Origin of the sequence: Litoribrevibacter albus (genome assembly GCF_030159995.1) — a bacterium.
Taxonomy (GTDB): domain Bacteria; phylum Pseudomonadota; class Gammaproteobacteria; order Pseudomonadales; family Litoribrevibacteraceae; genus Litoribrevibacter; species Litoribrevibacter albus.
Window position 1 is genome coordinate 488,067 of the sequence record NZ_BSNM01000011.1, and the last position, 19,870, is coordinate 507,936.

The following is a 19,870-nucleotide window of genomic DNA, read 5'->3' on the forward strand; positions in this document are numbered from 1 at the left end:
AGGATGGGCGCCAGGATTCGGCGCCTTAGTAACCTAAGAATACTTCGATAGCTTAATAATTCCGAACCCTACCTATAATCCTCTAAACGCATCAAGCCATAAAAACCAAAGGTCGAACCCTTCCTGATCATTCGACGTCAAATGCGCGGCCAGTGACATTGAATCCAAAGTTAACCGCCTGGGATTAAACATTTCTTCGACCCAATTTTCAAAGCTATCCCAAGAAAAACCGCCTAATTTTTTATGATCTGGTACAGAGTGAAAATACTCCCCGTACTTGATGCCTCCGATGAAGGCACTTAATAAGACAACGCTTCTTTCAGCTCCACCAAGGAACACCTGAGGTCTTTTCCTGATCTCTCCCAGCAGAGTAGGATAATCTTTTATTCCATGCGCTCTTTCTTTACTCATTATTTTTCCTAATAAGTCTTAACATTCCTCATCCCGCCAAAGCCTTAGCTCTGCCGCAATATCTTCCCCCTCTAAAGAATCATCCAGCTTATGAAGAATGACTTCGAATGCTGATTCATCCGAACTGTAGGCCTCAAAAATAATCGAGGTTAAGACCAACACCCAATCTTTCTGAAACCGCATTCTAAGGTTGGCACATCGCTCTGGTAATGAGTCACCGCACGCGATTTCAATCAAAAGAGGAGCTAGGGCATCCAAATCCATATTGCTTAGCCAGTCTTTGATTAGCGCATCAAAACACAATGGATCTTTGGCTAGTTCCTTTTGGGTTTTACTGCCAAACCCTGCAAAGACCTCCGGCCCAATGGGCGCAGTAAGGTCTGCGATGAAATCTAAGACGGTGGTTTTATCAATGTCTTTCATGGTAATGGTCGGGGTCACCCTATGTTGGGAAACTCACTTCTTATCAGGTTTCAACAAGTCTTCTTCGCCGAAGCACTTCTTCCAAATACGATCATACGTACCGTTTTCTTTGATTGCTTTCAGCCCCATATTGAACTTGCTACAGGTAATCAACCTCGTACTTTACTTGAACAAAATCATTTGCAAATGCAGTGGCTTGAGCATTCTTAAGCTTTGTTTGTTGGCTCATTACACCAAACAGGGGCTTACCATCGCCAAGTAGAATAGGAACTTGAGTGATTGTGATTTCATTAATGAGCTTCTCTTGTAAAAAAGAGGTAATGGTAGATCCACCATCAATGTAAGCGTGTTTGAAGCCGTCGTTTTCCAGCTCTGAGATAAGAGCAGAAATATCACCAGAATAAAGCTCCACTCTGCCTTTTAGGCTATTTGGAACTTGCTTAACGCTATTACTGAGGGCAATGATTCGAATATTTCCGTATGGCCATTGCTCAGGCGTGAGATTAAAACTGGCAAGCTTCTCCATGCAATGACGCCCTATGATCATACAATCCACACTGCCAATAAAACTGTTGAACCCCATGTCTGACTGCTCGCCCATATCCACATCGCTGTTACCGGATTCATCAAGCCATTCAACACCACCATCAATGGTTGCAATATACCCATCTACACTTGTTGCTATAAATACAGAACACTTCATCGAGATTACCTATAGATAGAATGACGTCCAACGAAAGCACGCTAGCTTCCAATTTGTGAGATAGCTAAGGGGCTACAAAGAATATGCAGGAGGTTTTACGAGTTCAGAACAGTAATGAAAGAATCGGCAATGATGCTAATGAAAATTATTGAATTCTGACCTTGGTGGGGTCTTCAGGTTTGTGTGCCTTGAGTCCACAGATCATACAGATGTGAAACTTACCTAAACTCAAGGTCGTAAAGCCCTGCTGATAAACAACTCCACTGGTCAATATATACACTGTTTCGAATATTTATACTGCATTGTTCAAATTTAAAAATAGTGCTAACAATACTGATACCACCATAAGTCAGCCCTAATTTTTCATGTTGACTCGCTTTAAAATGACTAATTTCGACAAAAGGCAACTTCTTTAATTCAACCAGAATTTTTTCTTCAAATTGTTTCTCTCTCGCAATATCAACTGAGCTTTCAATAACGCCGATATGCCACTGTAAAAAGCCATAAAAGCAGGCAAACAATACGCCAAGAGCGAGAGATAGGTATTTGATAAGCCTGAATTTGAGTAACCTAAACCTAACAACAACAAATTGAAGCAAAGCTATAAAAAAGCAAACAGGAAGAAGCAATAATAGAAAAATTAAGTAGTCTTGATGGGAGTATGAAATAGATGCAAAGTAAAGTTTATACACAAATGCTACAGCGCCTAAAACATACAATATCACGCACCAGATAGCAGATATTTTAAGCTGTTTTCTAGTTAAGTTATCCATGTGTTAAACATAATCTCTTGTTATAACTTTCAGCCATTTGCTACAGACTCTTTTGTTGATATCAGGTTCAATACTTTGTCAGGAACCAACTTACTTTCCGAAGCTAATTGGTAAGAGAAATTCAACGTTTTCATCTGTTTCAGCTTTTTCAAAATCAAGCGAACAAAGTTTCTCACTAATCTGCTTTTCTAATCTTGTATTGGCAAGATCGGAATTAACCACCTTACAAGTTTTTGCTACCCCACTTGGTTCAATAGTCATTGAAATAACGATAGAACCACGAAGATCTGGGGTAGATCGCAATTCACGAGCATAAAGAGCAAAAATCTGTGATTTATTTTTATTTAGGGCTTTTCTTATTCTGTCTTCAATCGATTTTACATGGTGGTTTTGGGCTTCGGCATTTAATCTTTTTTGCCCGCCCTGAACATTTGAATTGGCAGGAATCTTGGCACAACTACTTAAGCCGACGGAGGCTACGAACATTAAGTGAATAGCTATTTTACCTAGGTGCATACATTCGACTCTATTTGAACCATTATTTCTAACATCCCAGCCCGGCCGCCCCTTGCGACGTTGTATTGTTATACACTACTTCTGACTCGTTCGCTCATCATGAAAACAGACCGATCAATAGCCTCATGCTTATTGTGGCTCTGAAGAAGTCTTCAAATTTAAAATAAATCAAGAATCCACATTTTTATTTTAGGTTGCATAAAAATTAATTCTCCGACATAGCGCCGCAGATCAGTTTTCTATTTTTCGTCATTTTCTCAGACCAACCTTTCATTAGAACAACAAGTAAACTCACAAACGTTCAACGGATGAGAGCCCCGGCCTCACGGTGTAGCTTTGCTGCTACTTATTATTTTTTGAATTTAGGTAATCTGCTTGATTAAGAGTCACCTTGCACATTCGTACGCAACCGTTTTATGTACTCTAATTCGTGCTTTGCGGTCTTATCATTTGGATTGATTTCAAGGCATTCATTAAACTTCACTTCAGCCTCATCCAAACGCCCCAGTTCAATCAAGCTGAACCCTATACCGCGTTTTGCACGCGTTAACTCTTTTTGTTTAACTTGGTCGGGTGAGTAGGTTTCTGCGGCATCTTCAGCTTTGATAAATACGTCTAAGGCTTCCTTCCAACTCTTCTTAATATGGTGAATATGTCCGACTTCGGACAAATACATAGCATTCGCAGGAGACATTGATAGCGCCTGATCAAGAAGATTCTGTGCAAGCTCCAGCTCACCAAAATCCAGTACGGCATAGCCTTTAAAATACAGAGCATCGGCACACGTCTGTGCAACCGCCACCGCACTCTTTTGCTCGGCTGCTGCTTTCATCATGTAATAGAGCGTTTCGACTGGGCTTCTCGAAGCGTAGATCACTTCTTCCCTATCTTTATGCTGTTTTTGACAAAGGTCGATGGCCTTATCAAATTCCTTGATGGCTTTCTTCGTGCTTCTGTTTGAAAGGAAGGAATACCCCGAAGCAACATAATATTCAGGGCTGTCTTTATCCATCGTTGAAAGTGGTGACGATTGCTGAGTGCCTTGCGTAGCACAACCAGATAACAGAATGATTAACGAGAACATGATCGTTCTCTTATGAGTTCCTAACAATGTCATAAGTACACTATCCCTGTGTTCAATAACTCTATATTTGTGTGATTATTTCTCAGTCGATCTAAACAGCGCCAATTCCGTTAGCAGCCACTCAGAGCTTTCGATTTCCGGTTCTGCTCCGCATTTCACTTTATATTTTCTTCCAGACAAACTGCTTTTTGTCGCAGAGTATTTAATAAAGTCCTCTGGCGTATCAACCAATCCTTTGCCTAATACATAGTCATATTTTTTCTTAATGTGATCAGCCGCGTCAGTGGCCTCATGCCAGGTGCTGTTTCGCATGAACTTACAAGATGAAGCGGAAACAAACGACAGCAGATGATTGATTTGTTTTTCTGTCTCAGGATTAAGATCCGACGCGTAGCCATACAACGGAAGTAAAAGAGTAACAACAGACAATAATTTTACGTGTTTCATATGTGACCTGGAAAAGTGAGGGCTTATGATTCAGATGCTTCTATCCACATGAAATAGTCCTGCTCAGAATCAAACACAAGAAAGTCTTGAACAGAATTCCATGCAATTGCACATGTATTATTTAATGCCGAATCTTTTGATGTTGCGCCTAAAGGAATACGTCCAACGACAAAGAGTCGATCTTGAATTGTTTGAAACGAAATATCTTTCATGGCCAAGGTTTCAGAAACAGAACTAAATGAAACGGTTTTTCCTTGAAACATATCCTCAACCTCTAAACTCATATTGTTCCTCCATGAAAAAACAGTTTAAAGTTAGCTTGTTAGAGCCCTTTAGAATGAAGTACAACAATTCCGTTTTGATACGGAGAATCAATAACAACTCTACTAATAGAATCTACCTTCACCAGCTTCTTCATCCTTGATAAAGTCCTTTTAACACCAAATGTATATATCTTTAACCACTCTTCATCATGAGCTTCGATCTCAGCTATATCAAAGTTATCCTCATCATGACTCGAATGAAGGCAAACACTCGAAAACTTTTGGGACGCTTCGATAATAATGTCTTCCAACTCAAAAGATTCAAAGCTTGGCGGGGGAAGTGACGGTACGCTGTTTGAAAGAATAGAGAGAGCTTGATGCTCTCTGTTTCCCCAAAAAACTTCTGTAATTTGATCTGTTTTAAATACAGAAAATCCTTCAAATATTCCATCACAATCAACAAGTGTCATTAATACAAGGTTGTCATCCGCTTTCAAAATATATCCGGTCAGCTCTTCATCATGACAATCTCGTTCAACTGAAATTAGCTCTTTGTTGTTTGCATGTATATTTAATTCTTCAACGAGCACTACGATCTCTCCTTTGATCTAACTCTAAAAACTGAACCATGAAGATTCATACTCACTGAGAAAACTTATGTATTTTTCGAATAAAGCGTAGTAATCCCAAGCGTAGTCGCCGCTTGATAACTCACATTCGCTTGTTGCTGTGCATACACTGCATTGGCAGCAGCCATCGCAACAGCATTGCCAATGGTTTGATAAAGGCTGCCCATTGCCATCGCCGGAGCTTCCCCTAACACCTTTGTATTTGCTTGGGTGACAGAGTCAACCACTTTAGAGTTGACTGTTTGAGGGCTTACAGAGGCAGCCGATGCAGTTGTGGCCGAAGAAGCATCAAAACACGCCATGGCATGCTTGGCGCCCTCCATGAAAGATAAAATATTGTTCGCCTGATGCTCGCCCAATTTGGAAAGCACTTTCGCATCGGAGATGCCCATGTCTTTCAGCTTTTCAATTTGATCAGGACGTGCGTTTTGTTCGGATTCGTTTCTTTGAGGCATTTCGATGTTCATAGTCCACTCCTTGGTTTGATCCGTGATTGGATCTTCCTGAGTCTACAATTACTCTAGGCTTGTTGCGACCACTTAGGTATTAATTCAGCTAACTCACGAGCTATTTCTTCAGTGCTAGTCATATGAGCACCGCAGGGATTGTCCCCCTGTAAAAAATCAATTATTTGTGGCTTATATACTTTTTTAACCCTGAGGTTTTCAACAGTACTTACAGGAATAATACAGCTAACAAATTTTCCTGTTCTTCGGTGCTGACCTATGACAATTATAGACTCTGCAGTGCCATAGAAAGCACCAACGATATAAACCTTTGCCCCACCTTTAAACTTTCGTAAACCTACCTTAGTTTCAGTTCCACTGTCTCCGCACGGTATCTCCTTTTTTATATTAGCGACAACACACCAACGATCCATAATTGAAACCTTCATAAGAACTCATGAATAGTAAAAGCTCATTTGATCACACGGCTAAATCACACAGCCAAATAGCGCATCATCCACTCAAGCATCACCTCCGCCGTAACACCACTGAACGGGATTTCTGTGAAACTGCCCTCAGGGTCTTTGTCCCGCCAAGCGAACTGGTAACTAATGGAATCCGGCTTGTCATCATGCAGTATCAGGATGATTCGCTTACCATTTTTCAAACAATCAATGGTCATCACATCCACTGGAATACCACTGTCGCGCATGTTCTGGCTAACGCCCACAATAGGGTCAATGTCGGCGATTTCTTTCTGAAAACGTGTATGAGCTTCGGTGGCAATGTCACACAGTTCATGAAGGTTTTTATGAGTCATAAGATTCCGTTTTTGATCGCATCCGTTGATCACCCTTAGCAAACCTCACCAGAAGAATTACAAAGTGGTCATCGCAACTAAATAAACCCGAGCGAGATTACCAAGTCTGCCTATGTTTTGATACACCTAAAAAAATCACGAAAGAGAAGTGAGCCGTTCATTTTAATCGCCTGTGGATCAATCCACCTGACGAAGCACAAAGCTGACCGCTTCCGTGCGATTGCTCACGCCGAGCTTGGTGTATATGTTTTTTAAATGCCATTTTGTGGTGGAAAGCGCGATGCCTGATTGCTGACTGATCGACTCGTTGGTGATACCGGATCGCAGCAACTCAAATATCTCAAACTCTTTTCCCGTTAAAAGATGCTTTAAAGAAACGTCGTGGGAAGACAGTCGTTGCGTCCCCAATAAGGACTCAAAAGTGTCACGAAACAAGCTCGGCAGTTTTATCTTATCCAGATCAATCCCTGCCTTAAAAACATCGGCTAACCCTGGCGCTTCATCAAACACACTGCGAGAAAAACACACCAAACCATAACGCTCTATGAGTTTAGTGAGTGAGTGGAGTGCCGATTCCACATGGCCTTGGCGAAATACAATCGAGATACAATTACTTCGTGCGACCAGCGCTCTGGACTTAATACCGAGTAAATCAAGCGCATCCGCAAGCTCTTCCAGTAATTCGATGGCTTGTTTATAACGAGTCTTCGCAATCAACCAATACACGGCAGCCAGTACTAAACGTTCACGCCTCTCTTCATAGTGACGTAACGATTGCACCTCCCCCTTCACCATGAATTCGGATAATCCGTATCGTTCAAAGATCAAATCACATTCATTCTTTTTGGTATCCACCAATGCCTGACGAATTTTTTCCTGGATAACTTGACTGCAAAATCGTTGGTAATCGCCCAGAGATAAGATGCGTTCCAGCTGTTCTAAGAGTCGTCCTGCTTTTGTACCGTCACCTTCAATATGCATCAGCCTGGAGCTGTAGAGATAGGCCATGGCAACGGCTTCAGTGGCACATGAATGATTCACTAAGGGAACAAGCTCCGTGCCTAACTTCCACGCCTCATCCAGTTGGTTTTGTTCATAGTCCACCACCATCATGGCCGTCGCCAAGTTGATCCAACGAGGCGTCTTTTTACCATGTCTGATCGGATTAAATGCTTTAGACGTCTCTTGTACTGCTTCGATGCCCCGACCTAAATTGCGATCACAAAGAATAATAATGGGAGTCGCAAAGCTCTCAAAAAACTTGTGAGACATCCGCTGTAAACTCGGCAGAACGTCATTGGCCACTCTGAAGGCTTCATTCAACTGCCCGTGACACATCAATAAATACGCATCCAACAACTTATTAAACGCATCAACCATCACGGGGGTATTGGGTTGCCGTTTGGTTTTGCGAAGGGTGTATTTTTCAACTTCAGAATCGTTTTGAAAGACCGCAAGAATGCGCTCAAAAAACCGGGTATAGGACGTTAACTCCGCATTGGAATTTCTGCGTGTGATGTCCTTTAAGATCTCAAGATAATAAGCCGCTTGATTAAAACAGCGCGTAAAGCTCAGAGCGTATAATTTATACAACAACAGCGAGGTATGGGTATTCAAGAGTTCATCGGATACATCATTTAACGAGCGAACGATGGGTTCCAAGTCGCCTTCTTTAAACCAGTCGGAACAGACTTGGGTAAGAATCTGTAAATAGTAGTTCTGATCAGCCGACAACCGAGCGTGATAGATGGCTTCAGTCTTATCGCCAATACTCAGGTAAAACTCAGAGGCTTTAAGATGCAGTTGCTGAATGTATTCGATACCGTTTTCCTGCTCCAAAATTTTCAACAAGAACTCTCTGAGCAACGGGTGATAGCGATACCAACCTTGTCGATTAGGGTCAGCCCCAAGAAACAAATCCTGCATCCGCACTTCTTCCAGCTTGGCACTGCCATAATCCAAACCAAACGCGTTTTCGCATAACTCCCGATTGAACGACTGACACACCGAGGTCAACAAAACAAACGTCTTCAAACCCGGGCTTAATCGGTGAATCACTTCATGGCCTAAGTAATCCAGTAGCTCTGATCGACTTCCGTTAAACACCGTCATTGGCGTACCGTTGGATTTATCCAGAGCCAGCAACGCTAACTTAGTCCCCACAAACCAACCTTCGGTTTGTTGCAACACCGCCACCACCTGGGATGCATCCAACTGCGGAGCACCAATGGCCTTATTCAATCGTTCGAGATCATCCTCGGATAACTTGAAGTCATTACTGTCAATCACCAGAGCAATGCCATCCGTCTTCATTCGGGTTAACGACAACGCAGGATAATATCGTGATGAAATAACCACAGTGACGTGAGACGGGAGCGCATAAATTAGCTTCTCCAACGTGTGCTGCACCTGACCAGAACTCAAGTTATGAAAGTCATCAAGGACAATGACCAACGGAAAATCTAACTGAGTCAACGCCTGACGAAAGACGTCGATCAGTAGCTCTGTTTCAACCTCCCGATCGTCTTTGAAGAGATTGAAGTAGGGTTCATCCCACAGCGGGGCAATGCGCTTAATCGCTTCAAACAATTGAGCAAATAAACAGCTACCGCCTTTGTCATCATGGCGCTCTGAAATATCAAACATAAGCACCTGAGTAGACGGAGACACTTTGGCTAAGAGGTCGGAAAACTGCTCTAACAGAATACTCTTCCCCGATCCGGCAGGCGCAATGGACAGGATCAAAGAGTACTCACATCCCCTGTACAATAAATCAATAAGATTTTGTCGGACTATGTAGTTGCTCATCATTATTATTCTTATTTTTTTAAAGCGACATTCATGTACGTCATTTCCAGCACACACTTGTTACTCAAAATTTTGGGCCAGAAATTCACTGTCTACTATTTAAACAATTCAGCAAATATGAAACACCTCTCAAGATGAACAAAAAACAGTTCCAAATCTAAGAATATTTCCTGACTTCCAGACATAAAACCCCACTGTTTTCGGCACCTTTTTAACAATACCCGACCACCCTCCAAGTTCATCCCCCTTCTTTAGGACGGGTGTAAATAAAACAAACGTCGACAGTAAGATCTTCTCGCAGCCTCTTTGACCCCAGAGGTGAAAAAGAACACCTGTATCTTTTAATAAACACCAGACCAAAGTGCGCTGCACAGCCATACGTGCTGTAGAAACACGCTCTAGAAGCTCGAAGTACGAAAAGAAAAACAAAAAACCCGCAGTAAATAAGACTCAATAAAAATAAAATTAATGGAGATCGAACATCATGAACTCGGTATGGGTGACCTGGCCATCGTTGGTCAAGTTCGGAACACTGGGTGTCGCTGCTGCTGCACTCACGTTAAGTCTGGAACGCACTGAACTGCTTAAAAACAACATGTTTGCCACAGAAGACTTAGATCAGATAAACGATCAAATCGTCTGTGACGAGAGAAGCCAAACGGCTCGAACAGAAGATGGGACATGTAATATTTTAGAAAACCCGGCAGAAGGTTCTGTTCACCGACGCTTTGGACGAAATGTGGAACTTGAAGCAGCCTGGGGAGAAACCGAAGCGGATACCCTGCTGACCCCAAACCCTCGTGAAGTGAGTAATTCACTGATGGCTCGGGACGATTTCAAGCCAGCCACCAGCATCAACTTCATTGCGGCCGCCTGGATTCAATTCATGGTTCATGACTGGGTAAGTCACGGCCCTAACACCAGTGACGACCCGATTTTAGTCAACCTGCCTGATAATGATCCGCTCGGTAATGGCGTACTTTCAATTGAAAGAACAACGCCTGATTCTAATCGATCAGCCGAAGACGACGCCTATCTTCCTCCTACCTACAGAAACGTCAACACGCACTGGTGGGATGGCTCACAACTCTACGGCAGTAACAAAGAAACCAGTGACAAGGTTCGATCCTTTGTGGACGGTAAGTTAAAAGTGGAAAGCGATGGCTCTTTGCCAACGGATTTCTGGAGCGGAGTCCCCATCACCGGTTTCAATGACAACTGGTGGTTAGGGTTAAGCATGATGCACCAACTTTTCACGCTGGAGCATAACGCCATTGCCGACACGTTTAAGCAATCCTACCCGAATGCAACGGACCAATGGCTCTATGACAAAGCTCGCTTGGTTAACTCTGCATTGATGGCAAAAATTCACACCGTCGAGTGGACACCTGCACTGCTTCAAAACCCGGTTCTGGAGTTGTCGATGGAATCCAACTGGTGGGGCATCACAAGAAATGCTGAAACTCGTGACTTAATTCAAAAAGTCACGGATGACCTGAAAGGACCAAATTCCTGGATCATCAACACCATTGCGCTGTTCGACCCTGAAAAAGCGGAAGCGCTAAGCACGCCAGGTGCAGTAGATCACGCCTTAGGCGGGTTGGTTGGTCAATCCAAACCGAATAACTACGGCGTGCCTTATACCCTGACCGAAGAATTCGTTGCCGTCTACCGAATGCACCCACTCCTACGGGATGAAGTCGATGTTTACGACATTGGCTCCAATATCGTATCCAACCGCATTCCTTTGCAAGATACGCGCGACGGAGATGCAGAAGACATTCTTGAAGACGAAGGCGGCGACAGACTCTGGTACTCATTCGGTATCACCCACCCGGGCGCATTAACGCTGAACAACTACCCTGAATTCTTGCGTAACCTGTCCATGCCACTGATCGGCGATATTGATCTGGCAACGATGGATATTGTTCGTGATCGTGAACGTGGCGTACCGCGTTATAACGAATTTCGTCGTCAGATTGGCTTAACGCCGATTACCCAGTTCGAAGATCTAACCACCGATCCAACGACTCTCGCCGAGCTGAAACGCATCTATAATAACGACATCGAACAAATCGATGCGCTCGTTGGCCAGCTTGCCGAAACCATCCGCCCGGACGGCTTTGCCTTTGGTGAAACCGCCTTCCAGATCTTCATCCTTAATGCGTCTCGTCGTCTGATGACCGACCGCTTCTACACCGAAAGTTATACTCCGGAAGTCTACACCCAGGAAGGTATCGATTGGGTTGAGGGCAACACCATGGTCGATGTATTGAAGCGTCATTTCCCTAACCTGTCATTAAGTCTGACTGGCGTTGATAATGCTTTTAAGCCTTGGGATCTTAAAATCCCGGAAGACTATAAGAGCTGGGCGGCCTGTGACAAAGAATCATTGCTTTGGACCAATGGCGCACTGAGAACAGAATACGATCAAGGCGAGCGCCCTGACCTGACGCCGGTAGACATTGGTGGTCTGATCGATTCTATTCTTTGGGAAAAAGTGAATCGCAAAGACGATGTCGCCCCGTTAGGTTATGAAAAACCGATCCATGCTCATGGCGCTATGGCCACCGTTGAATTTGAGGCAACCACCAACCACCCGTACACCGGCGTCTTCAAAGGTGCAGACTGTGGTCTGTTACGTTTATCGGTAACAGGTGATCCTAACGACAGAGGCTTTGCTCCTGGGTTGGCCTGGAAAGTGTTCGTTGATGGTAAAAACTCACGCAACGTGTCGGCTCTTTATACCCTGTCAGGGCAAGGCGACAACCACAACTTCTTTGCTAACGAGCTATCCAACTACGTGGATAAAGAAGTCAATGAAACACTGGGCACAACTGCACTGTTCTCTTTGGTTTCAACCAAACCGACTACGCTGGCAGTAAGCAAGATGGCGAAAGTACAAGCGGATGGCACCCAGGAATCATCGGTCACATCACCGACGCAAATTTACTTTGCACCTCGCCCGGAAGTTCAAGGCCTATTTAACGACGCATCGCATGATTTCCGTGACGATCTGCAAAGCCTGCCAGAAGGCACACCGATTTATGATGTCTACGCGACCTCTCAAGCCATCAAAACTTCGATCATCCCGTACTTCCATAATAAGTACGCGACTGAACGCAGAAACAGCGCTGTGAAAGTCGGCACCATTAAAACCACCTCGAAATTCAACAGCTCTGCTTTCGGTGATGGTGGCGTCTTCTTCAGGCATCAGCGCGTGGAAGATCAATAGCATTAAAACGCGCTTAGTTTGAAGTACACGATTAACTAGAAGTACAAGCGTAAACCACACAAAAAGGCTCTGAGAGTTGTATTCGCTCAGAGCCTTTTTCACTTATTTGGAAGTAGCAAAGATCTTTAAAGATTACTTACTTGTTGTTTCTTCCCCGGAAGGTATAGCCAACAAGGTCTTATTGGCAGCTTCTTACTCTAAGCGCTCAACCGACACCTCATTTTTTTGGGTTAGCCAAAGAAATAACCAAACCAATTCATGAACAGCAGGTACAACAATCAGCCAAGAAGAGTAGCAAACGAAATAAACCGCACCGACCAATAAATTGGAATTTGGTTCGCCAGCAACAGCTTGTTATGCTGCATCAGATCTACACACATCCTCAGAGTCACCTTGTCTAATAAAAGAGCACCTCATAAAAGAGATCACATGCAACCTATGAACCTTGTCCCAGCCTTACAATCGACTTTTTCCTTTGATCACTTCCGTCCGGGGCAAGAGCAAACCATCCAGCAGTTATTATCCGGGTTCAGTTCCCTGGCGATTTTTCCTACGGGTTCTGGTAAGTCACTTTGTTATCAATTTACCGCCACTCAGCTTCCGCATTTAACTCTGGTGGTCAGCCCGCTACTGGCGTTAATGAAAGACCAACTGGCGTTTTTACAAAACAAAGGCATTGCGGCGGCGAGCATTGATTCCAGCTTAAGCGCCGAGGAAAACCAGCAGGTCATGGCCGATGTGCGATCAGGCAAAATCAAAATTCTGATGATCAGTGTCGAGCGTTTTAAAAACGAACGTTTTCGCCAGTTCATCGGCTCTGTGGCTATTTCGATGTTGGTGGTGGATGAAGCCCATTGTATCTCCGAATGGGGTCATAACTTCCGCCCTGATTACCTGAAACTTCCGCAATACAAAGCCGAGTTAAACATCCCGCTGGTGCTGCTGTTAACCGCCACGGCCACCAAAAAAGTGAAACGGGACATGAGCAATAAGTTCGCCATTGCACCGGAGCATGTGGTTCAAACGGGTTTCTACCGACCAAACCTTGATCTCACTGTTTTGCCTATTACAGATCAACAACGAAACCAAACCTTGTTGAACATCATCCAGCAGCAACAAGGCACCGGTATTGTCTATGTCACGCTACAAAACACCGCCGAAACCGTTGCCGAGTTTCTGCAGCGTGCAGGTTTAAACGCTGTCGCTTATCACGCCGGGTTTGATAGCGAACAACGAAAGCAGATTCAACATCAATTCATGGCCGGCCAATACGATGTGGTGGTTGCCACCATCGCCTTTGGCATGGGCATTGATAAGTCCGACATTCGTTATGTGATTCATTACGATCTGCCCAAATCCATCGAAAATTACAGCCAGGAAATTGGCCGTGCGGGGCGGGATGGTCAACACGCCAACTGCTTTGTGCTCGCCAATCTAGACGGCATCAACACGGTCGAAAACTTCGTTTACGGAGACACCCCCGAGCTGAATGGCATTCAAGCGGTGATTGATAACATTCGAACGGAAAGCCAAAACGGTCAATGGGAAACCCAGATCATCCCATTGAGCAACGCCAGCAATATTCGCCAACTGGCGCTGAAAACCTTGTTGGTTCAGCTGGAAGTGATGAAGGCCATCAAGCCGGTTTACAGTTACTTCGCTGAATTCAAAATCAAACTCATCGAAAGCAAAGACGCTATCCTTGGTCGTTTCAACGAAGACCGTCAGCTGTTTTTAAATCAAATCTTTGAACACACCCAATTCAAAAAGATCTGGGGTACACTGAATTTTGATAGCCTCTACCACGCCTATGGCAGTGACCGAAACCGAGTGATTGCAGCCTTGGAATACCTCGATGAACAAGGTCTGATTCAGCTCGAAACCAAAGGCATGACCGAAGTATACGAAGTGAACATGGAAGTCATTCATCAGACCAACCTAGCAAGTGATCTCACCCACTATTTCGCTGAAAAAGAAACCAGCGAAATCCAACGCATCGCCGCGATGGTTCGCTTTTTTGAATTGGATTCCTGCTTAAGTTGGAACCTCGCCCGTTACTTTGACGATCAAGCCGCACCGCAACACTGTGGGCATTGCTCGGTATGCCGAGGGCAGATTGCCAAGCTGCAATTCTCGCAAGCAGCAGTTTGGCCCGAAGATCAGTTTCTTATTCAAAACATCCATGCCATGACCACCGATCTGATGGATAAAAAAGGCTTAGCTGCTAAAGACATCTCCCCTGCTTTGATCACCCGTTTCCTAACCGGAATTTCAGTGCCCGTATTTGCACGTACTCAGTTAAGAAAGATGTCAGGCTGGGCCAGTTGTGAACACCTGAGATATCGAGAGGTTTTGGAGAAGGTTGATAAACTAATGGAATATGGAGATTCAAACGTCACATGATCAACGCCTTTTCAGTATCTAACTACCGCTCCCTTAAGGACATCGTTTCACCGTTATCCGGGTTGAATGTCGTGACCGGCCCCAATGGCTGCGGTAAATCCAACCTCTACAAAGCACTGCGCTTATTGTCGGAAACGGCTAGGGGGAATTTGATCTCTTCCATTGCACAGGAAGGCGGGCTTGATTACACCTTTTGGGCGGGGCCTGAAACCTTCAGCAAATCCATGAAGGATGGTTCTCAGCCCATTCAAGGCAGTGCCAGTAAGAAGCAACCTAGATTACGATTAGGATTTTCCGGCGAGAATTTCGGTTACTCTATTTCTCTAGGTATGCCACCACCTCAAGGGTTTGCCGGGTATCAAGATCCGTCCATGTTTCAGTTCGACCCCGAGATCAAACGCGAATGCATCTGGGCAGGAAACGCCTATCGCCCCAGCTCTTGTCTGGTCGACCGAAACGGGCCCATCGTCAAAGTGCGTTCTGGCCGAAAATGGGAAGTGTATGACACTCGCCTCAATACTTATGAGAGCATCTTGAGTGAAATAACTGACCCGGTGTTAGCGCCTGAAATTTATGAAGTAAGGCAAACGATCCGAAATTGGCGATTCTACGATTCCTTCAGAACAGACGCAGACTCCATCATCAGAACACCGCAAATTGGCACACGAACCACCGTTCTTGATCAGGACGGCCACAGCTTGGTGGCTGCACTTAGAACCATCCATGAAATTGGCGATCGGGATGCCATGTATGAATCCATAGAAGATGCCTTTCCCGGCGCCACCATTGGCTTTGAATCGGATGCAGGGAATCGCTTCTCACTGAAGTTCATTCAGCACGGATTATTACGACCACTCAACCAAGCAGAACTGTCTGACGGAACGCTTCGCTACTTGCTGTTGGTCGCGGCCTTACTCACCCCCAGACCACCTTCACTGTTAGTGTTAAACGAGCCGGAAACCAGCCTGCACCCTGACTTACTCCCGGCGTTGGGGCGCTTAATCATTCGTGCTGCAGAACAAACCCAAGTGTGGGTGGTGTCGCATGCTCCGCGCTTAATCGCAAGCCTGGAAGCGAACAGTGAATGTAACTCCATAGCCTTAAACAAAGACCTAGGAGAAACCTTTATTGTGGATCAGGGATTGTTGGATGCGCCGGCTTGGCATTGGCAGGATTGAGAGAGGAACCGGCTCAACTAATAAAAACATCTAAAGCCTCTACCATTACAGTACATCTAACGAGCCTAAGCTCACACTTTCATACTCAGAAACTATGCTCTCAAATACCCACCTGTTTATATAGAACCCTTGTTCGGCTGTGTTCACTTATGAGAAATACATCAATTAAGTTAGCTAGGTACAATGAGCACAGGCCCTAAAACGTATGCCATTTTGTCACACAATTAGCATACCTATATTTTGTATGCCATACTGGCACTATATAAACCGTACAAAAGCAGGTGGCTATTATGGCGACAACAACAGAGCGAAAAGAAGCACGCTTGGTCGCTAGAGCTTCAGAAGAAGTTCAGGAAATAATCCAGCGTGCAGCCGATTATTCAGGAGCAAGTATCTCTCAATTTCTCATTGAATCAGCAATGGAGAGAGCACGTGACATCATTACAAAAACAGAGGCTTTACAACTTTCCATGCAAGGGGCTGATGCCTTGTTTGAGGCGCTGGAAAATCCGCCTAAAGCCAATTCCAAATTATTGAAAGCAGCCAAGGAATATAAAGGCACTGTGAATGCTTCTGAAGATAAGTGAAATTTCCAAACAGCATGAACGAAAATCGTTCGATTGTGGCGTTGAAGAACTGAATCAATTTCTAAGACAACAGGCTCGACAGAAGACTTCAAAGCATGTTTCAAAAACCTACGTTGCCTGCTGGGACAATAATCCTCTTGAAAACTCAAACCGTGTAGCGGCTTACTATACGCTCACGGGATATGCAGTAAGCCCTCCGCCAGCTCATAAAGATTACATCAACTATCCTCACCCATTACCTGCGGTAAAGCTGGCAAGGTTAGCAGTGGATCATTCCAATCAAGGTTTACGTCTAGGTGAAAAATTATTGATTGATGCTATTCGTAGAACCGTGCTGGCTGCTGAACAAATCTCGGCCATTGGCTTATTTGTTGATCCTATGACACCAGACATAGTGCCATTTTATGAGCAATACGGCTTTATACCTGCCGATCCTACAGACGATGACCGACTAGAAATGTGGTTACCTATCGGGACATGTTACGAAGTTGTTAGTCATCTAATTTGAACTAATCAATACTCGCCCACTGACTTTACCCCACCCTCACATCCGGAATATCAATCAAAAAATCCGTCACACCAACATCCACTCCCAACTGATTCAACAGTGTTGAAGCCTGACCTCTATGATGGGTTTGGTGATTAAAGAAGTGAGAGACAAGCTCACCAAAGTTTCTCTCACTCGTCACGCCTTTCACGTTTTGATAAGTCAGTGTCTTGGTGAAATCGGATGCTTCGACTTCGTTTAACAACCAATTCCTAATAGAAGCATCTACCCGTTTACGCACAGGTGTAAGCAATTCCAGGTTTGGGTATAAAACGTGATCCAAGCCCTCTGGTTGAGGTAAGTCTTTCAATGCTCTTAGAGATTGATAGCGTGTCGAGTGCGTTGAGAATCGTGATAGCCAGATGAGATCACCCACCAACATATGATTGAGCGTACCGAGAATGGAACCGAAGAAGGCGCCTTTATCAGCACTGACTTCCTCTTCCGAGAGTTTGCCTGCGGCCTCATAAAACTGCTCGTTCATACGCAGATTGTAATCGGCCATCAATATGAAATGGGATTGGTATTCCATGCGTGCTCCAGACGGTTTACAAAAGCTCTAAGCTCTCTTAAATCAAGTGGGGTCAGAGGAAGTACAACCAACAAAGACAAGACCTGTAATCAACTCAAAAGCCAATTTCAATTTACTCTGACCCCATTGATTTTCACTGATTTTTGAGAGCACAAGCTACTTTATCCTGGGGTATTCCACCGCAACACTGTAATTGGTGAGGAGAGAATTTACTGAGTATGAACATCCAGAAACATTAATGACACTTGTTTCAAACGACTCTGACCCTTTGATTCTTTGATTCTTTGATTCTTTGATTCTTTGATTCTTTGATTCTTTGATTCTTTGATTCTTTGATTCTTTGATTCTTTGATTCTTTGATTCTTTGATTCTTTGATTCTTTGATTCTTTGATTCTTAAAAAAGTATTATCGATCCCTTTTCTTAGGATGGACGTCTCGATTTTTTCGATTTCTTTTATGTTATTCGGCAACATGATTCCAACAATGAGCTGTCACCTGTAGAGTATGAACTTCAGTATTGTTATGAGACAAAGAAACATCTAGTGAGGTAGTGGCGATTCAACGTATCTTTCAGAAAGTGCTATCTGAGGAACAAGAATTAATAAGAAGGGAAATGCGCTGTACTGTATTACAATTCGTTAGAGTAAATTATGGAATTAATCATAACTAGTTTTGAAGCAAAATATGGTGATGCTTTTCTTATCGAAGAGCATGATAGTAACATAAGGTTTCTGGTGGATTGCGGGTTCAAACTCACCTACAAACACCATATAAAAAAGAGAATAAACTCAGTGGATTTCATCATTTTAACGCACTCTGATGAAGATCATATTAATGGCGTTTTTCCATTAATTAATGATTATCCCGAGAAATTTACTTTGAATAAGATTTACGTAAATTCTCCAGAATCTATACAGGTTCCTAGAACTAATGGCGTAATATCTATACGACAAGCAAAAGATCTAATTAATTTACTACAAGATAAAGAATTACCATTTGGAGGTCTAATGCAAGGGCAGACGATTAGGGCCTCTAAAAATCTATCACTAGATATTATCTCCCCTACTAAAACTGAGCTAGATAGTTATTACAAGAAATATAACTCCGAAGTTGCCGATGTACCTCAGAATACTAAGGGGACAAATATATCCCTAAATTCAGCTACTAAATCTGTTGCCGAGTGGGCTAATCAGCCAGATTCATTCCCTAAAAAATCTGATGATATTGCTAATGCTAGCTCTATTGCTTTCATTCTAAATTTTAGAGATAAAAAAATACTTTTTTTAGCCGATTCCCATCCTGAAGTTATTTCAGATTACCTACTAAAGCAAGGTTTTAGCTCTAAACAAAAAGCAACATTTGATTATATTAAGTTATCACATCATGGAAGTTCAAAAAGCATCTCAAAACAGCTATTAAGCATGATTAGTTGTAATAACTTTATTATTAGCACAAACGGTGGAAAAGCGAAAAGTAAGCACCCTAGTGTTGAAACTATTGCCAAGTTAGCTACTTTGGTTGATAGAAATAGTAATGAAGAAATTAACTTTTACTTTAATCACTCTATTTCAGCTATTGAAACAAGAAATGGTCCTTTGTTAAGTGCTGAAGAACGTCTCTTATACAAGATAAATTACATAGAACAAAATGAGATTAGAATCACATGAATCACCTAACATTTCTGCCTTATACGACTGTTCAAGTTTCCAAAGAATCAACCTATCTGGGAAGTGCTGTACTCGTTAAAGTTGAGAACGTATTTTATGTTTTAACCGCTGCTCATGTTCCTTTTGGGGAAGAGTGTGAGAAGTATAGCGAAGGCCTTAGTTCTACATTAACCTATGAATCTGAGGAAATTGGAAAATTAACCTTTATAAGAGAGTTAGGTGATCTCGAAATATATAAAACTCATGACATTGTTGCTATTGAAGTTGGTGCGCGAATTCAACTCGCAAGTGCAACACTCGCCCTAAGCCGCAGCTTTTAATTCGTCATAGACCTTCTGCGGCTGCTTAAACCCAAGACACTTTCTGGGCCTCAGGTTTAATTTCTTTTCTATGATCG

At 43.4% G+C, this 19,870-nt stretch carries 21 protein-coding genes; 7 read left to right on the forward strand and 14 right to left on the reverse strand.

Going from position 1 to position 19,870, the window contains the following annotated elements; genetic code table 11:
* Nucleotides 1–72 precede the first annotated feature (72 nt).
* The 13 genes from QQL66_RS09310 to QQL66_RS09370 all read right to left on the reverse strand — a co-directional run bounded on the left by QQL66_RS09310 (nucleotide 73) and on the right by QQL66_RS09370 (nucleotide 9,260).
* The gene (locus QQL66_RS09310; protein WP_284380941.1) at nucleotides 73–411 is read right to left on the reverse strand and encodes a hypothetical protein; all 339 of its coding nucleotides are present in this window, start codon (nucleotides 409–411) and stop codon (nucleotides 73–75) included.
* Between the two features lie 18 nt (nucleotides 412–429).
* Entirely contained in the window at nucleotides 430–834 is a 405-nt protein-coding gene (locus QQL66_RS09315) for a hypothetical protein (protein WP_284380942.1), read from the reverse strand.
* A gap of 139 nt (nucleotides 835–973) precedes the next feature.
* Nucleotides 974–1,537: a dihydrofolate reductase family protein gene (locus tag QQL66_RS09320; RefSeq protein ID WP_284380943.1), complete on the reverse strand. Its 564-nt coding sequence runs from the start codon at nucleotides 1,535–1,537 to the stop codon at nucleotides 974–976.
* Between the two features lie 218 nt (nucleotides 1,538–1,755).
* Nucleotides 1,756–2,310 carry a hypothetical protein gene (locus tag QQL66_RS09325; RefSeq protein ID WP_284380945.1) on the reverse strand — a complete coding sequence of 185 codons (555 nt, stop codon included), beginning with the start codon at nucleotides 2,308–2,310 and terminating at the stop codon, nucleotides 1,756–1,758.
* Between the two features lie 90 nt (nucleotides 2,311–2,400).
* A complete protein-coding gene (locus tag QQL66_RS09330) occupies nucleotides 2,401–2,826 on the reverse strand; it encodes an AgmX/PglI C-terminal domain-containing protein (RefSeq protein WP_284380947.1) in 426 nt (141 codons plus the stop codon).
* A gap of 379 nt (nucleotides 2,827–3,205) precedes the next feature.
* Nucleotides 3,206–3,910: a tetratricopeptide repeat protein gene (locus QQL66_RS09335; protein WP_284380949.1), complete on the reverse strand. Its 705-nt coding sequence runs from the start codon at nucleotides 3,908–3,910 to the stop codon at nucleotides 3,206–3,208.
* Between the two features lie 75 nt (nucleotides 3,911–3,985).
* Complete coding sequence (locus QQL66_RS09340; RefSeq protein WP_284380950.1) at nucleotides 3,986–4,357, reverse strand: DUF5329 family protein; 372 nt, start codon at nucleotides 4,355–4,357, stop codon at nucleotides 3,986–3,988.
* Nucleotides 4,358–4,380: 23 nt separating this feature from the next.
* Nucleotides 4,381–4,641, reverse strand: a complete 261-nt coding sequence (locus QQL66_RS09345; RefSeq protein ID WP_284380951.1) for a hypothetical protein — start codon at nucleotides 4,639–4,641, stop codon at nucleotides 4,381–4,383.
* Nucleotides 4,642–4,679: 38 nt separating this feature from the next.
* Nucleotides 4,680–5,210, reverse strand: a complete 531-nt coding sequence (locus tag QQL66_RS09350; RefSeq protein ID WP_284380952.1) for a hypothetical protein — start codon at nucleotides 5,208–5,210, stop codon at nucleotides 4,680–4,682.
* 65 nt (nucleotides 5,211–5,275) lie between these two features.
* On the reverse strand, nucleotides 5,276–5,716 hold the full coding sequence (locus QQL66_RS09355; RefSeq protein ID WP_284380954.1) for a RebB family R body protein: 441 nt from the start codon (nucleotides 5,714–5,716) through the stop codon (nucleotides 5,276–5,278).
* Nucleotides 5,717–5,769: 53 nt separating this feature from the next.
* A complete protein-coding gene (locus tag QQL66_RS09360; protein ID WP_284380956.1) occupies nucleotides 5,770–6,144 on the reverse strand; it encodes a hypothetical protein in 375 nt (124 codons plus the stop codon).
* 44 nt (nucleotides 6,145–6,188) lie between these two features.
* Nucleotides 6,189–6,515 carry a hypothetical protein gene (locus tag QQL66_RS09365; RefSeq protein WP_284380958.1) on the reverse strand — a complete coding sequence of 109 codons (327 nt, stop codon included), beginning with the start codon at nucleotides 6,513–6,515 and terminating at the stop codon, nucleotides 6,189–6,191.
* A 177-nt stretch (nucleotides 6,516–6,692) separates the two neighbouring features.
* The gene (locus QQL66_RS09370) at nucleotides 6,693–9,260 is read right to left on the reverse strand and encodes a winged helix-turn-helix domain-containing protein (RefSeq protein ID WP_284380959.1); all 2,568 of its coding nucleotides are present in this window, start codon (nucleotides 9,258–9,260) and stop codon (nucleotides 6,693–6,695) included.
* 547 nt (nucleotides 9,261–9,807) lie between these two features.
* Between QQL66_RS09370 and QQL66_RS09375 the strand changes: the two genes are divergently transcribed.
* The 5 genes from QQL66_RS09375 (at nucleotide 9,808) to QQL66_RS09395 (ending at nucleotide 17,234) form a co-directional block, all read left to right on the forward strand.
* Complete coding sequence (locus tag QQL66_RS09375) at nucleotides 9,808–12,558, forward strand: peroxidase family protein (protein ID WP_284380961.1); 2,751 nt, start codon at nucleotides 9,808–9,810, stop codon at nucleotides 12,556–12,558.
* Between the two features lie 429 nt (nucleotides 12,559–12,987).
* The gene (locus QQL66_RS09380; protein WP_348524840.1) at nucleotides 12,988–14,961 is read left to right on the forward strand and encodes a RecQ family ATP-dependent DNA helicase; all 1,974 of its coding nucleotides are present in this window, start codon (nucleotides 12,988–12,990) and stop codon (nucleotides 14,959–14,961) included.
* A complete protein-coding gene (locus QQL66_RS09385) occupies nucleotides 14,958–16,139 on the forward strand; it encodes an AAA family ATPase (protein ID WP_284380962.1) in 1,182 nt (393 codons plus the stop codon). The genes QQL66_RS09380 and QQL66_RS09385 overlap by 4 nt, the downstream gene beginning before the upstream one ends.
* A 290-nt stretch (nucleotides 16,140–16,429) precedes the next feature.
* Nucleotides 16,430–16,726, forward strand: a complete 297-nt coding sequence (locus QQL66_RS09390) for a type II toxin-antitoxin system TacA family antitoxin (RefSeq protein ID WP_284380963.1) — start codon at nucleotides 16,430–16,432, stop codon at nucleotides 16,724–16,726.
* Nucleotides 16,707–17,234: a GNAT family N-acetyltransferase gene (locus tag QQL66_RS09395; RefSeq protein ID WP_284380965.1), complete on the forward strand. Its 528-nt coding sequence runs from the start codon at nucleotides 16,707–16,709 to the stop codon at nucleotides 17,232–17,234. The genes QQL66_RS09390 and QQL66_RS09395 overlap by 20 nt, the downstream gene beginning before the upstream one ends.
* A gap of 25 nt (nucleotides 17,235–17,259) precedes the next feature.
* Here the strand turns inward: QQL66_RS09395 and QQL66_RS09400 are convergent, their stop codons facing one another.
* A complete protein-coding gene (locus QQL66_RS09400; protein WP_284380967.1) occupies nucleotides 17,260–17,805 on the reverse strand; it encodes a DinB family protein in 546 nt (181 codons plus the stop codon).
* A 651-nt stretch (nucleotides 17,806–18,456) separates the two neighbouring features.
* Between QQL66_RS09400 and QQL66_RS09405 the strand changes: the two genes are divergently transcribed.
* On the forward strand, nucleotides 18,457–19,473 hold the full coding sequence (locus QQL66_RS09405) for a ComEC/Rec2 family competence protein (RefSeq protein ID WP_284380969.1): 1,017 nt from the start codon (nucleotides 18,457–18,459) through the stop codon (nucleotides 19,471–19,473).
* Nucleotides 19,470–19,793 (forward strand): hypothetical protein, encoded by a 324-nt coding sequence (locus QQL66_RS09410; RefSeq protein WP_284380971.1) that lies wholly within the window; start codon nucleotides 19,470–19,472, stop codon nucleotides 19,791–19,793. Before QQL66_RS09405 ends, QQL66_RS09410 begins: the two co-directional genes overlap by 4 nt.
* Nucleotides 19,794–19,870: the final 77 nt, after the last annotated feature.